General features: G+C 63.4%; 19 protein-coding genes. 11 read left to right on the top strand and 8 right to left on the bottom strand.

What is annotated here, in order from left to right; all coding sequences use genetic code 11:
* From ACQPZW_RS06600 to ACQPZW_RS06570, 7 genes are all read left to right on the top strand, one after another.
* Positions 1-1110 (top strand): DUF5047 domain-containing protein, encoded by a 1110-nt coding sequence (locus tag ACQPZW_RS06600; RefSeq protein WP_433793934.1) that lies wholly within the window; start codon positions 1-3, stop codon positions 1108-1110.
* Positions 1103-1822 carry a hypothetical protein gene (locus ACQPZW_RS06595; RefSeq protein WP_433793933.1) on the top strand — a complete coding sequence of 240 codons (720 nt, stop codon included), beginning with the start codon at positions 1103-1105 and terminating at the stop codon, positions 1820-1822. The genes ACQPZW_RS06600 and ACQPZW_RS06595 overlap by 8 nt, the downstream gene beginning before the upstream one ends.
* A gap of 12 nt (positions 1823-1834) precedes the next feature.
* Positions 1835-2434, top strand: a complete 600-nt coding sequence (locus tag ACQPZW_RS06590) for a hypothetical protein (RefSeq protein WP_433793932.1) — start codon at positions 1835-1837, stop codon at positions 2432-2434.
* Positions 2435-2509: 75 nt separating this feature from the next.
* Entirely contained in the window at positions 2510-3373 is an 864-nt protein-coding gene (locus tag ACQPZW_RS06585) for a peptidoglycan recognition protein family protein (protein WP_433793931.1), read from the top strand.
* A gap of 69 nt (positions 3374-3442) precedes the next feature.
* Positions 3443-3637, top strand: coding sequence for a hypothetical protein (locus tag ACQPZW_RS06580; RefSeq protein WP_433793930.1), 195 nt, complete (start codon positions 3443-3445; stop codon positions 3635-3637).
* A 103-nt stretch (positions 3638-3740) separates the two neighbouring features.
* Positions 3741-4091, top strand: coding sequence for a hypothetical protein (locus ACQPZW_RS06575; protein WP_433793929.1), 351 nt, complete (start codon positions 3741-3743; stop codon positions 4089-4091).
* Between the two features lie 202 nt (positions 4092-4293).
* On the top strand, positions 4294-4668 hold the full coding sequence (locus ACQPZW_RS06570) for a hypothetical protein (RefSeq protein ID WP_433793928.1): 375 nt from the start codon (positions 4294-4296) through the stop codon (positions 4666-4668).
* Between the two features lie 5 nt (positions 4669-4673).
* Here ACQPZW_RS06570 and ACQPZW_RS06565 read toward each other — a convergent pair whose 3' ends face one another.
* From ACQPZW_RS06565 to ACQPZW_RS06535, 7 genes are all read right to left on the bottom strand, one after another.
* Entirely contained in the window at positions 4674-4868 is a 195-nt protein-coding gene (locus ACQPZW_RS06565; RefSeq protein WP_433793927.1) for a helix-turn-helix transcriptional regulator, read from the bottom strand.
* 66 nt (positions 4869-4934) lie between these two features.
* Entirely contained in the window at positions 4935-5321 is a 387-nt protein-coding gene (locus tag ACQPZW_RS06560; protein WP_433793926.1) for a helix-turn-helix transcriptional regulator, read from the bottom strand.
* A gap of 202 nt (positions 5322-5523) precedes the next feature.
* On the bottom strand, positions 5524-5874 hold the full coding sequence (locus tag ACQPZW_RS06555; protein WP_433797451.1) for an NUDIX domain-containing protein: 351 nt from the start codon (positions 5872-5874) through the stop codon (positions 5524-5526).
* Between the two features lie 133 nt (positions 5875-6007).
* Positions 6008-6712, bottom strand: coding sequence for a TauD/TfdA family dioxygenase (locus ACQPZW_RS06550; RefSeq protein WP_433793925.1), 705 nt, complete (start codon positions 6710-6712; stop codon positions 6008-6010).
* Between the two features lie 317 nt (positions 6713-7029).
* On the bottom strand, positions 7030-7473 hold the full coding sequence (locus tag ACQPZW_RS06545) for a hypothetical protein (protein WP_433793924.1): 444 nt from the start codon (positions 7471-7473) through the stop codon (positions 7030-7032).
* Complete coding sequence (locus ACQPZW_RS06540) at positions 7464-7574, bottom strand: hypothetical protein (protein ID WP_433797450.1); 111 nt, start codon at positions 7572-7574, stop codon at positions 7464-7466. Before ACQPZW_RS06540 ends, ACQPZW_RS06545 begins: the two co-directional genes overlap by 10 nt.
* Before the next feature lie 74 nt (positions 7575-7648).
* Entirely contained in the window at positions 7649-7849 is a 201-nt protein-coding gene (locus tag ACQPZW_RS06535; RefSeq protein WP_433793923.1) for a hypothetical protein, read from the bottom strand.
* 933 nt (positions 7850-8782) lie between these two features.
* On the opposite strand from ACQPZW_RS06535, the gene ACQPZW_RS06530 reads away from it, so the two are divergent.
* The 3 genes from ACQPZW_RS06530 to ACQPZW_RS06520 are packed head-to-tail and all read left to right on the top strand — an operon-like array spanning position 8783 to position 10486.
* Positions 8783-9115 (top strand): hypothetical protein, encoded by a 333-nt coding sequence (locus ACQPZW_RS06530; protein ID WP_433793922.1) that lies wholly within the window; start codon positions 8783-8785, stop codon positions 9113-9115.
* 2 nt (positions 9116-9117) lie between these two features.
* Positions 9118-9633 (top strand): DUF6879 family protein, encoded by a 516-nt coding sequence (locus ACQPZW_RS06525; protein WP_433793921.1) that lies wholly within the window; start codon positions 9118-9120, stop codon positions 9631-9633.
* Between the two features lie 10 nt (positions 9634-9643).
* Positions 9644-10486, top strand: a complete 843-nt coding sequence (locus ACQPZW_RS06520; RefSeq protein ID WP_433793920.1) for a helix-turn-helix domain-containing protein — start codon at positions 9644-9646, stop codon at positions 10484-10486.
* A 223-nt stretch (positions 10487-10709) separates the two neighbouring features.
* Here ACQPZW_RS06520 and ACQPZW_RS06515 read toward each other — a convergent pair whose 3' ends face one another.
* Positions 10710-11336 (bottom strand): hypothetical protein, encoded by a 627-nt coding sequence (locus ACQPZW_RS06515; RefSeq protein ID WP_433793919.1) that lies wholly within the window; start codon positions 11334-11336, stop codon positions 10710-10712.
* A 400-nt stretch (positions 11337-11736) separates the two neighbouring features.
* Between ACQPZW_RS06515 and ACQPZW_RS06510 the strand changes: the two genes are divergently transcribed.
* Entirely contained in the window at positions 11737-12603 is an 867-nt protein-coding gene (locus tag ACQPZW_RS06510) for an FRG domain-containing protein (protein WP_433793918.1), read from the top strand.
* Positions 12604-12644 lie beyond the last annotated feature (41 nt).

Raw genomic sequence — 12644 nt, 5'->3', positions numbered from 1 at the left:
GTGTCCGCCCGCTTTCTCAGCGCACTGCGCGGCTCACACCGCGCCGTCGTCCAGGCCGTTGTCGTCGCCCCGGGCCAGTCGGGCACCAACCCGGCCGGTACCGAGGTCGCCGTGCTGAGCGGCGATGTCCAGATGGACGCGGCCGCCGACGTGCGAGCCACGGTGAGCCTGACTGTTGACGGCCCGTTCCCGGCCGCCGCCGGCGACTTGCTCGCCCCCTACGGCAACGAGGTCTTCCTCCGCCGTGGAATCGCCTTCGAGGGCGGCGCTACCGAATGGGTGAGCCTCGGCTACTTCCGGATTCGGTCGGCGGAGCAGGCCGAAGCACCGGACGGCGCGATCCGGATTGCCGGACAGGATCGGATGGGCGGGCTCGTAAAGGCTCGTCTGATCGCCCCTCGCCAGTACGCGGCCACCGACACCTACGGCGCCGTCGTCGCCCAGCTGGTCGGCGAGGTGTACCCGACGGCAATCATCGAGTGGGACGACACCACGGCCACCGACCCGCTCGGTAGGGCCCTGATCTGCGAGCAGGACCGGTTCCGGTTCCTGGCCGACCTGGTGACCGGCCGCGGCAAGATCTGGTTCTGGGACCACCGTGGTCACCTGGTCATCAAGGACGTCCCCGACTCCAGTGCACCGGTCTGGACCGTCGACAGCGGCGCAAACGGCGTGCTGATCGAGATTGGCCGGGAGATTTCCGATGAGGGCGTCTACAACGCTGTCGTCGCGTCCGGGGAGGCCGTCGACACGACGGCGCCGCCGACAGCCGTCGCCGTTGACGCCAACCCCGACTCGCCGACCTGGTGGGACGGGCCGTTCGGGAAGGTCCCTCGGTTCTACGCCTCACCGTTCATCACCACCGCAGAACAGGCGCAGATCACCGCGAACGCGCTGCTACGGACCACGCTCGGAGTGCCGTACAACGTCGACTTCCAGGCCATCGTCAATCCGGCGCTGGAGCCATGGGATCCGGTCACGGTCCAACTCCGCACCCGCTCGGAGACACATGTGCTGGACCGGCTCACCGTGCCTCTGTCGGCAGACGTGGCGATGACCGCACAGACCCGGGAGCAGACGCTCGTCATGATCGGAGAAGGCGATGCGTAGCGACGACCTGGTGCCGCTCCTCACCGCCCCCGACAGCGGCCCCAGCGCCGGATTCCGGCAGGGCACGATCGTCACCTGGAACCAGGCCACCGCGGCGAACACCGTGCTGGTCGGCCGGTCCTTGATGACCAACCTACCGATCCTCAACACGTCCGAGGCAGCGATTCTGCAGGCCGGTGACGTCGTCGGCATCCTCACCGCCGGCGCGACGTGGGGCATCCTCGGCCGGTTCACCATCCCCGGCACGCCCGAGGCCGTGAGCGCGCTGTCGGCACTACGAACGGCAAGCGCCACGGTCGCAGCGGCCGAGACGACGAGTTCGTCATCGTTCATCGACCTGCCCACCATGGGGCCCTCCGTCGAGCTGAGCGTCGGGCCCAGCGGTCGCGTGCTCGTGACGCTGAGCTGCCTGATGGAGTATCAGGCCCTGGAAGGCTTCGGCCTGAACAGTGCCGGCGCCATGATGGGCTTCGCCGGATCGGGAGCCAACACGGTTTCCGTCAGCGTCGCCCGCGTCGTCCGCTCCCGTATCGAATACAGCGTGGCGAACGTATCCGACTTCGCCCTGGCGGGACGTATGGACGCTTCCCGCGTGGTCCTGCTCACCGGGCTGACTCCCGGACTGACCACCTTCACCGCGAAATACGCGACCTACGGCAACACTCCGTCCGCGACCTTCTCCAACCGCAACATCACTGTTCAGGCCATCTAAAGGAGGCCGCCGATGGCTGACACCACTACCCGCTACGGCTTCCCCTTCCAAGAAGCCACCGACCCACCGAACGGCGCCGACCTGGGTCAGGCCCTCGCCGAGGCGATCGAGGCGAGAGTCGCCACGATCGATGACCGGGTGACCGCCATCAACGCGCGGATATCCGCACTCGAGACTGAGGTAGGCCGGCGCGGTCTCCGCGTCTACGGCAACCGAGGTACCGGCAAAACGATCACGAGCGCAGAAACTCCCATCCTCCGAGTCGACGGACTCGCACTCAAGGGCGGCCGCGCCTACTCGATCCGCGCGCCACAGATTCGCATCGACTTCGCCACCAGCACCGACAAGGCAGCATTCCAGCTACGCGTCTCCACAAGCGGCGTAGCGACAACCACGTCCGCCTCCGTGGCGCACTGCGAGACCGGCGACCAGCAGACCGGATCGATGGAGCACGTGCGGATGCCCACAGCGGACGAGACCGTGAGCGTGCTCATCTCCGGCCGGCAGTACGCCGGATCGAGCGCGGGCAGCGTCCTGGCGGACTCGAACAACATGGCTCTCATCGTCGAGGACCTCGGTCCGCTCGTGCCGGACACCGGCGTCGACCTATAGACCCGCGCCGCCAGGCTGCGGCCGACCTCTCACCCCAGGTCCCACCACCATTCAGTACCGAGGGAAGGATTCCCCATGCCCAGACTGACCTGGCTCGCTGATGAGCTGCGCCGGGCTGGCCTTCGTGTAGTCGAGGTCGACGGCTGGAAGACCCGCGGCAACGCGGAATTCCAGCCGGTCGGAATGACCTGGCACGCCACGGCGGGTTCCCGAAAGTCGACTGCTCAGGGTGAGGTCCATGTGATCCTCACCGGCTCGAACACCGCCCCGGCACCGATCGCCCAACTGATGATCTACCGCGACGGCGTGGTGTACGTGTGCGCCGCCGGCCGCTGTAACCACAACAAGATTGGTTGGGCCGGCCCTAACAAGGGTCTCGGCAACACCCAGCTCCTCGGCATCGAGATGGCCAACGACAACAAGGGCGAGCCCTGGCCCACCGCCCAACTGGATGCCGCACGCCGCGCCACCGCGGCGATCATGCGTCGTCTCGGCGCCGACCCGCTGCGCCGTCTCGCCGCCCATTACGAACACCAGCCCTACGTCGGCCGCCCGCCCGGCGAGGGCTCCACCAAATCCGATCCGTACGGGGTCGACATGACCAAGGAGCGGCCCCGCGTGGCCGCACTGATGGAGGAGAACGAGTTGAACGCAGACGACAGGAAATGGCTTTCCGCGGAGATCGCAAAGCTGGTCGATGCCCGCGTTGACCAGGTCGCTGCCGATGTCCTGGAAGGCCGGCGCTTCGCCTGGTCGGAGGACAGCAAGGGCGGCTACCAGCGCAACCTCGGTGACCTGGTCGGTGACCCCTGGGCGCTGATCATGAAGGGCAAGACCCGCGGCGGCGACCCGATCCCCTCGGCCGGCGTGTTCGGGCAGATTCTCAGCGCTCTTACCACCATCCGCGACGAGCTCAAGGCGCTCACCGCAAAGAAGTAGCGCTCCACCCATTTATCCACCTGCGGCCAACGGGGGCGCGCAATGCCGGCATGGCTCCGGAATCTCGTCATGCTGGTCGGCCTGGGGGCATGGCTCGCCGTCGTCATCGTCAGCCTCGTCCGCGGGCAGCTGCCCGACGCGCTCCTGCTCGGCGTGCCCGCCGGGCTGGTCCTGGCCCTGGCCCCGCCAAGCATCGGCCGCGGCAACGACCAAAACCAGCCCACGACGTCGCCTGCAGAACCGCGCGATGGGGCGCCGACGTGACCCTCTACAGCCTCGAGGCCGCCCTTTCGGTATTGACCTGGGGCGGCCTCGGCCTCGCCTTCCGCTACCTACTCACCCGCCATGACCGCCAGGGAGAAGACCGATGACCGCAGCCCGCGCCGTAGCCGGATGGCTGGCGTCATCACAGGCCGACATCACCGGCAAGGTCATGGCCGGCGTGGCTCTGATCCTGTCCGTCTTCGTGGCGGTGCAGCAGTACGACATGACGGCATGCCAGGCCCGGTACAACGAGGCGTCCAACGCGTCGACCCGGGCCCGGGCCGAAGCAGCTGAGGCAGACCGCCGAGCGATCGACGAGCTGCTGCAGGTCGTCGCCGACCAACCGGACTCGGCGCTCGGCGAGGTGCGTCGCTACAACACAGCCCGAGCGGTCGCCGACGAGCAGCGCCGCCGCAACCCCGTGCCGGCTAGCCCCGCGGAGACCTGCGGATGATCCGCGCCTGCTGATAGGCCCAGGGATCGTCCGGGGCCTTGGCTGCCTCATGGGCGGCCTCGAGGATCGCCGCCGCGGCGGCGCCCCACACACCGTTGTGTAACCGGTCCGCCTCGTCCTGCACCCATTGACGGGTTTCTTCCCTCAGGTGTCCTTCGCGTTCTCCCACACACTCATTATCGAACATACGTACGCATCAGGAGTGTTTGACGTGCAGAAATACGGCAAGGCGATCGTGGCGGTTTTCGTGGCCGGCGTCGTCGCCGCCTACCAAGCGCTCGGCGGCGACCAGCACATCGACGCGACCGAGTGGGTCAGCGTGGCAATCGCCGCGGTGACCGCCTTCGGCGTCTGGTGGGTTCCGCTCATCCCGAACGGTCCGGGTGTGAAGACCGGCGTTGCGGTCGCCCTGGCCGTTCTCCAGGTCCTCACCACCGCCATTCTCGGCGGTGTCGGCACTGACGAAGTGCTGCTGATGCTCATCACCGCGGCGGGCGCCGCCGGGGTGTGGATCGCGCCGGCCAGTTCCACCACATCGCTCGGTACCGTTGCGGTGAGCTTGGGCCGAGACCGGTAAGCGGTTTAGTCGTCGGCCTGGACCAGGTCGACCTGGTGCGGCCGGTGAACCTTCATCCAGGCTTCGACATCATCGACCAGCCACACTTTGCCCTGCCCCAGGTCAGCGACGGGCTTCGGGAAGTCGGCGCGGCTGGTGATCTGGTAAGACCGCTGGCGGCTAACGCCACCGAGGCGAATGCGGATCTCGTGGGCGCCCATGAGTCGTATTGGTATGGCCATGCGCATGACTATATGCAGGCGTCAACCATTAGCGCTAGACAAGGCTTAGACCTCGTCGACGAGCACCTCGACTGCAACGCGGGCGGCAAGCTGGGAGATCTCCTCGACCGTAAGGTTTCCGTTCTGCATCGCCGGCGCCAGCCGCACCTGGATTGCTTCAGCAAGCGCCGCCTCTCGACCCTCGTGGTCGAGGGGCGGCGCTTCTTTGCGTTCGGCAGTGATGGCGGCCTCCGTGGCGAGGTGGGGCCGGTGGACGCGGATCCATTCCTCGATGTCGGCAGCCGCCCACACTCGGCCGCGGCTGAGACTTGCGAGGGGTGTCGGGAAGTCCGGCCGGCTCATGAGGATGTCGGCGCGTTTCTTCGAGAGGCCGAGGCGCTGTTGGACCTCGAAAGCACCCATGGGTGCGCGCTGCTCAGAGTCCTGGTCCACCTTGGCAGGCTAGGAAGATGGGTGGGGTACTGCTGATGGGGTACCCCATCAGCAGTATGGGGGTGTACCGTTTCGATCAAGGAGGCGGGCCGGCCACCCCAATACCGGCACCGCCTCCGCTTTCTCATCGGTGTACCGCAGTCGGCTTCGCCGGCAACGCCAGCCACGAGCTCTCACCCCGGCCAAGCTGGGTAGCGGGGCGTTAAACCTGGGCTTTTCGGTGAGCTGAAATGGCAATATTTGCCCACCGAGACACCAACCTTCCATCAGGAAGTCCGGAATAGTCGAATGCCGTCCAACGGGCTTCCGCAACCTCGCGATTCGGCCGGATATCGGCCGACAGTGCTGTTCCCCTGAAAATGATCAGGTGGTCCCGTTTCCCTTCAAGCTCCGTCACCAGCTCATCTAGCACATCAACAACCGGGCCGAAGGTGACGCCCAGTTCTTCCATGCACTCCCGTCGTACAGCCTTTTCGGCTGACTCTCTCCGGGGACGGTAACCGCCGCCAGGTAACCCCCAGCGTTGTTGATCGGTGTAAGAATGCCGGATCATCAAGCATAATGTTGGATCGGATGGGTGCAAGATCAGCGCCTTGACCCCGTGGGACTCCGGCTTGAAGATCCGCCAGTAAGTTTGCAGAGCCTTACTGACGAGGCGGACGGCGAAACGTGGAACTCTCAAAGGGCTACCTACCGATTTCGATTGTCCTATGGCGCGGATCATCGTATCGGCAACGCACCAGAGCCCGCGAACCATCGTAGGGCTCCCTGGCGTGGATCATGGTTCGGTTGTTGACGAGCAGGAAATCTCCCTCCCGCCATCGGTGCGTCAGCGTCAGGGCGTTCCTCACCGCCTCATCCACGGTCCGGTACAGCTCGTCCTCGCCCATGGCCGACGGGACGTTGACGACCGTGTTTGTATCCAACTGGGAGCGGTAGCGAAGGACGAGCCCATACTCCGGGTCGTCGCAGATCAGGGGATGGGTCGCTTCCTCGCCGGGGTAGGCGTGAGATCGGTAGCGGATCTGAACCCCCAGCACCTCCGGAACGCTGGCCGCTAGGGCGTGAGCCGCCCGCCGGCCATCGTAGAGACAGGTCGCCCCGCCGACCGGAGCCGATTCGAGACATCCGAGCGCGAACAATTCATTCATGTCCGACTCGCCGAGACTGATGCTCTCGGTGTGCATCGGGAGCCACGACCCGGCGCCGTTGCCCCGGACCGTCACCATCCCGAACGAACGAGCGCCCGTCGCGTGCCCCACCAGCGTTGCCAGCTCCGCGATAGCCGCATCACTGGCGTCGGTGCGAAGGTTGACGTATCCGCGTACGCGGACCTCGTCACACACATCCTTGAGATCGAATTGCCATGCGCCGAAACCGTTGGCTAGCACGGGTTTTCCTCCCCTTTGTCGCTTATTATGTGATGGCTCTCTTCGGCATCAGATAAAGAAGCGCGGAGCCCTTTTAGCACCAATTCCAGAACGTGTAGATCTACCTCCTTTTCGGGAACCCTGGCTCTGCCGATGCAAGGCTTGGCGTCATCGGGGAGGTGAGTTCCGGGTATTCGCTGATCCAATGTGGACAGTCTGGGCACGAAGATTCTCCTGTCGAGGGGTGAATGCGTGCCGTCGGCGGATTTGAGCCCGCGCTTACCGGTGAATCCATGGCCGATGGGCGGCATCCTGGCGGATGCTTGACGGCATCGGGATTAGCAATCGGCGTGACGGCGGATGCTGTCGATCTCCTTGCAAAGCTCGTCCGCTGTCCAGGCCACTACCAAGGTTGATGTCCGGAGGAACCGCGCCCGGCGTGCGTAGAACTGCCCACGCTGGCCGACAACCGTCCGAGGACGTCGGCCGAGACCTAGGTAGCCGACCTTCCATCCCCGAAAGCGCCCGCTTACCTCCTCGACAGCCGCGCGCAAGCGGGCATGGTTGGCCTCTGTCAGGATCTCGGTGAGTTCATCGATGGTGGCCGCGACCACGCACGGAACTTCCGAGACGATGTGAGATGCGGCGTAGTGACCGGCTGGGATGGGAATCCCGTCTCGCGTAGCTCGGTCGTCGAGGTGCTGGTTGATACGCCATCCGCCGAACCGGCTTTGCAAAGCAGCGATCGCAACCCGTTCGTCGCCCCCAAGAGTCACCTCCACCGTTGTCCCTCCTTCTGCTCGACGATCAGAATCTGCCGGGTTAGGTGTGTCCGTCGACCAGGGCGGAGCGCGCGACCGTTGAAAATGTTGAGGCAACGCATCCCGGCGGGCGCTTCACAGGTCGGACAGCTCAAAGCCAGATCCGCATCCGTAGCCACGTCGATCACGGACACGTTCACTGGGGAACCTTCACGCCGGCAAGTTGCGCAAGGAACCCCTCGGCCTGGGCCTGGTCCTGGTGGGAACCGATTGCACGTTCGAGAGGATCTTGCGGACGCCACGACAGCCAGCGCGTGATGTTGTGCTCGGCGATGTAGTGCGGAGCCACGTAGCCGATGACGGTTTGGCCTGCCCAAACCGTGGTTCGCTCGTCCATGTCGTCCTCTTGGCTAGCTGGTTGGGCTTTCGCCAGCCAGATACCGGCGGGCGTCATCGGCTGTCTGGTGGTACGTGGGGTATTCGTTGGCGGGAGATCCGAACCGCGGCCGGTTCGGGCTCCATGCCCGGTACCGCAGCTCCCCGTTACGCTCCACCAGCTCGTACCGGCCGAGCGCTTCGCCCGTGGCCGAGTGGACCGGAATTGCGTCACCGACGACGTCGACGTCCGAACTCATAGCGGCCCCCATGATCCCGGCGCGTAACCCCCGTCCGGGACCCGCAACGGTGTCGGTTCCTCGTCTGGCGCGACAGCGTCCGGAAGGACGAGGTTCGTAGATCGCCGTCGCTTGTCGACGGCGGCAAGCGGCCGTCGAATACATCGGTCATACAGATCGGCATGTGACGTGCCGGGGCAGGTCTCGGCGGCCTTCTCGTAGAGGCCCCAGAGCCAAGCTGTGAGCGGCAAACCGTCACCGTGCGTTGCCAACAAGGCATCTGCGGCCACCTGACACGGCCATTCCGTCGCACAGGTCCGGCATGACCTAAGCGGCCAAGCCACACTGTGATCAGCACCGGTCACCAGGCCCACCGCGTTCGCTGCTCGGACGGCACGGCCACCACGCGGAGTCGGACCGGAGGGCACGGGAAAGCCTCCGAGCCGCAGCGGCAGCCGACACCTCGCCAGAACCACCGCAGGCGAATCAGGGGGTAGTGCCGGATGGTGTAGATCGCGCCCATCATCGCCTTCCCGCCGCTCAGGCTGTCCTTCCGGTCTGGTGGTCGTTCAAGACGCTATGAACAGCTGGCCCAGCTTCCAAGGAGTTTGCTCAAGTTTGCTTGTCCCTCTAAGGCTTGACAGCCGGGCACCAATCCGCGAACGATCGCGAGAAGTCGAGCAAAACCAAGCAACTTCTGATCGGAGGGCTCGGAGATGCAGCTAACGTTCCTAGGCAAGGAGACACAGGGCGGTGGGTCGCCGACTCTGTACGAGACCGACCGCACCTCTTACGTCGTCCAGGGCTGGAAGGTGAAGGGGCAGCCGTCAACGACCGTGGAGATCCCCGCGTCGCTCCTGCGGCACATCCGCCCCGACGCGGCCCTGGATGCCGGCCTCGTAGCCACCGGGCGCCGGTGGAGGGGCGACACGGGCGAGTGCGACACGTTCCTGATCTCAGGGGCGAGCCTGGACCACAGTGTGCTCGGGCAGTTGACCGTGCCGGATCACGAAGCTTGCATCGAGGTCCGAAAGCGAAAGGAAGGTTAAGAATGCGACTGCTCCAAGAGGACGCATTCTTCGACATCTTCCGGACGAACCGCCATTCAGCCTTCCATCTAGAAGTTGAAGACTCGTATCACACGCCGAGCGAATCGGAGCCATTCCAGAAGTTCCTCGATGGGGAAGTGGATGATTTCCACTGGCATCAGCCATGGCTCGACCTTGTCCAAGAGAACACCGCTACAGGCCGGCGGATCGAGCGCATCCGGATCGTGACGGTGCCACACGTGGACTACACCCGGTGGGGGCTAACCGTGGCACCGCTGAACATCGCCGCTGGTGAGGACATCCGCTGGCTCCCGCGTCACCTGCTGAACGACGCCGATGTAACCACCGATGACTTCTGGCTCATCGACGACCAACGGGTGGTGTTCACCGTCTTCACACCGGATGGCACCTTCTCAGGCGGCGCCGAAACAACCGATCCTCTAATCGTCAACCGATGCGTGCAGGTACGCGACCAGCTCTGGAAGCTTGCCATCCCACACGCTGACTACGTGCACTGAGCGGTGTTCCTTGGCAACAAGCACGGCCCTTCAGGCTCGCGAGGCCCTTGGCTCCCGCCTTCGCGACCTTCGGAAGGAAGCTGGACTCACCGGCAAGGGCCTGGCGGCCCTTGCCGGTTGGGACAGCTCGAAGATCTCCAAGATTGAGTACGGCAAGCAGGCGCCATCCGCCGATGACATCCACGTGTGGTGTCGCGCATGCGGGGCAGCCGATCAGGCTGACGATCTGGTCATCACGGCACGCGATATCGAAGCCATGTACGTCGAATGGCGCCGGAGGCTGCGCACAGGAACCCGGGCTCGCCAAGAGAAGTCGCAGACCCTCGAGGCCGAGACTCAGCTGATGCGGTGGTTTGAACCTGTGCTCGTACCGGGTCTCCTTCACACCGCCGAGTACGCCACCGCGGTGCTCGAGCGCGTTGCTGCCTTCTACGAAATCCCGGATGACACCGATGCTGGCGTCTCAGCACGGATGGAGCGACAGCAGGTCCTGTACAAGCGCGGTCACAGCTTCCACTTCGTCATGGCCCAGCAGGCTCTCCGAACCATGGTCGGAAGCCACGACGTTATGGCCGGCCAACTAGACCGACTTTTGTCGATCATGTCTATGGCTCGTGTCCGTCTTGGCATTCTTCCGGACCGAGCACCCTATGTCGTGCCGTCCAACCAGTTCATCATGTTCGACGACCGCCTCGTGCATGTCGAGGCGGTCTCAGCGGAACTCACGATCACACAGCCGCGGGAGATCGCGCTGTACGCACGCGCCTTCAGCACCCTCGCCGGACAAGCCGCCTACGGAACTCGTGCACGCAGCTTGATCCTGGATGAACTCGAACAGCTTCGGAACGCCTAGCCAACTAACTGCCGAGCTTGGGAACCGCCGCTTCACTGCTAGTCCACTATCGCCAAACTGGGCCTGCACTGACGAGCCATGCACGCTCATGCCGATGAGAGTGTGCGTGAGTATTACCTCGCGCACCCTCTCAAGGAGAGGCCTTGGCGCCTACTTTATCTATCGATTTGTGGTCGCTAATGAGCGCTTGCCGGTCGCGGCTTCTGTGGCAACTGATCGCTTCTTAGCCTTCTTTGCGATCGGCAGCGGTTATGCGGATGAAATTGTTACTTACTTCCCGATCGTCGCCTGTCATGGGATTAACAGGATCACTATCGAAGCGATTTAGCATCCGATACGTGCAATCCAGCATTTGACTTACTAGTGATGTAACTGTCGCGGCCGTGCTGACCAGTTCGTCGCCCTGTCGGGTGGCCTCAGCCTGCGTTCGCAGAATTTGAAGCTCCGCCCTTAGGTGCCCGTAATAGCTAAGCATTTGATAGAAGGCCTGGTTGGCCTGGGGGCCGATGAAGTATTGATGCGTCCAAACAACCCTGTGGCATGCCGATAGATGATCTGCGAGCCTGTTAGATGCGGCTTCCATGCGGTCAAGCAAACTTGATCTCTCGTGGGCATCAACATCCTCCTCTGTTGCGAGATCTACGAATGACGCAATTATGTTGAGAGGAGCATGGGCATCGTGAACCAATGCGCCCACAGCCATCACTGCCTCATCCTTAGATTTTTCACGCTCGGCGCGCTGCTCTCGATCGAAAGCTTCAATCGCGAGGCGAGCAGCATTCGCAATACTCATGCGAGCCTGATACGAGGCGACGACCGCAGCGCTAATCCCGGCGATGACTGCGCTCACGACTGCAGCGATTAGGGTGATCCAGGGCTGTGGCATTAAGGGATCTTGACATACCCTGCCCCGGCTTACGGCAACTCGCAGTAGTGTCACCCAGGGTGCTCCGTCGACACTCGCGGATTACGCCCTGTAGCGAGAGGCAGGCGCGGCGCTGATGGCATCGCTCGCGGGGCTAATGCTTGTCGTCGTTCACCAGCAGTGCGGCGACGGATTTTACTGCCGAGGACCGACGGCTTCGCCGAATTTGGCGCACGCGCGAATGCTTACTACGATCTTCTGGACCAGCGTGAATATATGGGCACGATGACGGATCGTATACGACCTAGACGCCACCGAAGCATTTCTTGATATCCGACTCGGGGATGGACTTGGCGAACGTACGCTTAGCGTGCAGGCATGCCGCATGGCGCATTCCGTCGAACTGTCAATGACGCTAGGAGTCTCGATGAGCCTTTGGCCATCTGGCGCGGTTGTAAATGTTTCCGATGCTGCAGAACTTGTCACGCTTCTCGTCAGGGGAAAACTTGACCGGTATCCGACAATGACATGGCGCGGCGTAGCTAACATTGATTGGCCAATCGACTGCAGCCTTGCGCGCAAGCTTATTAAGACTCAGTGCGACGGGGATAGGGGCAAGCTCACCGAGGCGATGATGGCATCGGCCGAGGCTGAGTTGATCCAAGATGCACGGCGCCTTCGGTTGGATTCGGGCGACGGTAGTCGAAAGCTCACCGACCTGGAGCTACTTGCCCGGTTACAGCATCATGGCGCAGCCACGCGTCTCCTAGATGTCTCTTCAAACGCTCTAACCGCGACATGGTTTGCGGTGGAGGATCTGACTCAAGACGCGGAGGATGGTGCGCTGTACGGAATAGATATGACCGACAGCGTCCTACCTGATAATCGGCATGACCTCTCGATCAGCGAAGTTCTGGCAGGCGACTGGATCTGGCTTTGGCGGCCCCCTCCCGTCGATGACAGGATCCGTGTTCAACAAGGCTCATTTATTTTCAGTGCTGTACCGGGTCCTGGTTCGGCTGCCGATCGCTCCAAGACTTCACTTGCGCTCGAAATTACTAAACACAAAGCCAGCCGCCTTTTCGTCGACACGCCCGGGAAGGGCAAATACGCCAAGAGTCCAGTGATAATATTCAAGATTCCTTCGGCCGTGAAATCGGAGTTGCGTAACTTCCTTGCCGGCCGTCTCGGATACACGATTGAACTGATGTTTCCGGACCTGCCTGGATTCGCACGAGCACGAAAGGCGTAACTGCCCGCTGGGTTTCACTCTCATGCCGCATATTGCTCGGG

The sequence above is a fragment of the Actinoplanes sp. CA-252034 genome (assembly GCF_050956125.1).
Lineage (GTDB): Bacteria > Actinomycetota > Actinomycetes > Mycobacteriales > Micromonosporaceae > Actinoplanes.
The sequence above is the reverse complement of the archived record's forward strand: the minus strand, read 5'-3'. Positions and strand labels throughout refer to the sequence as shown.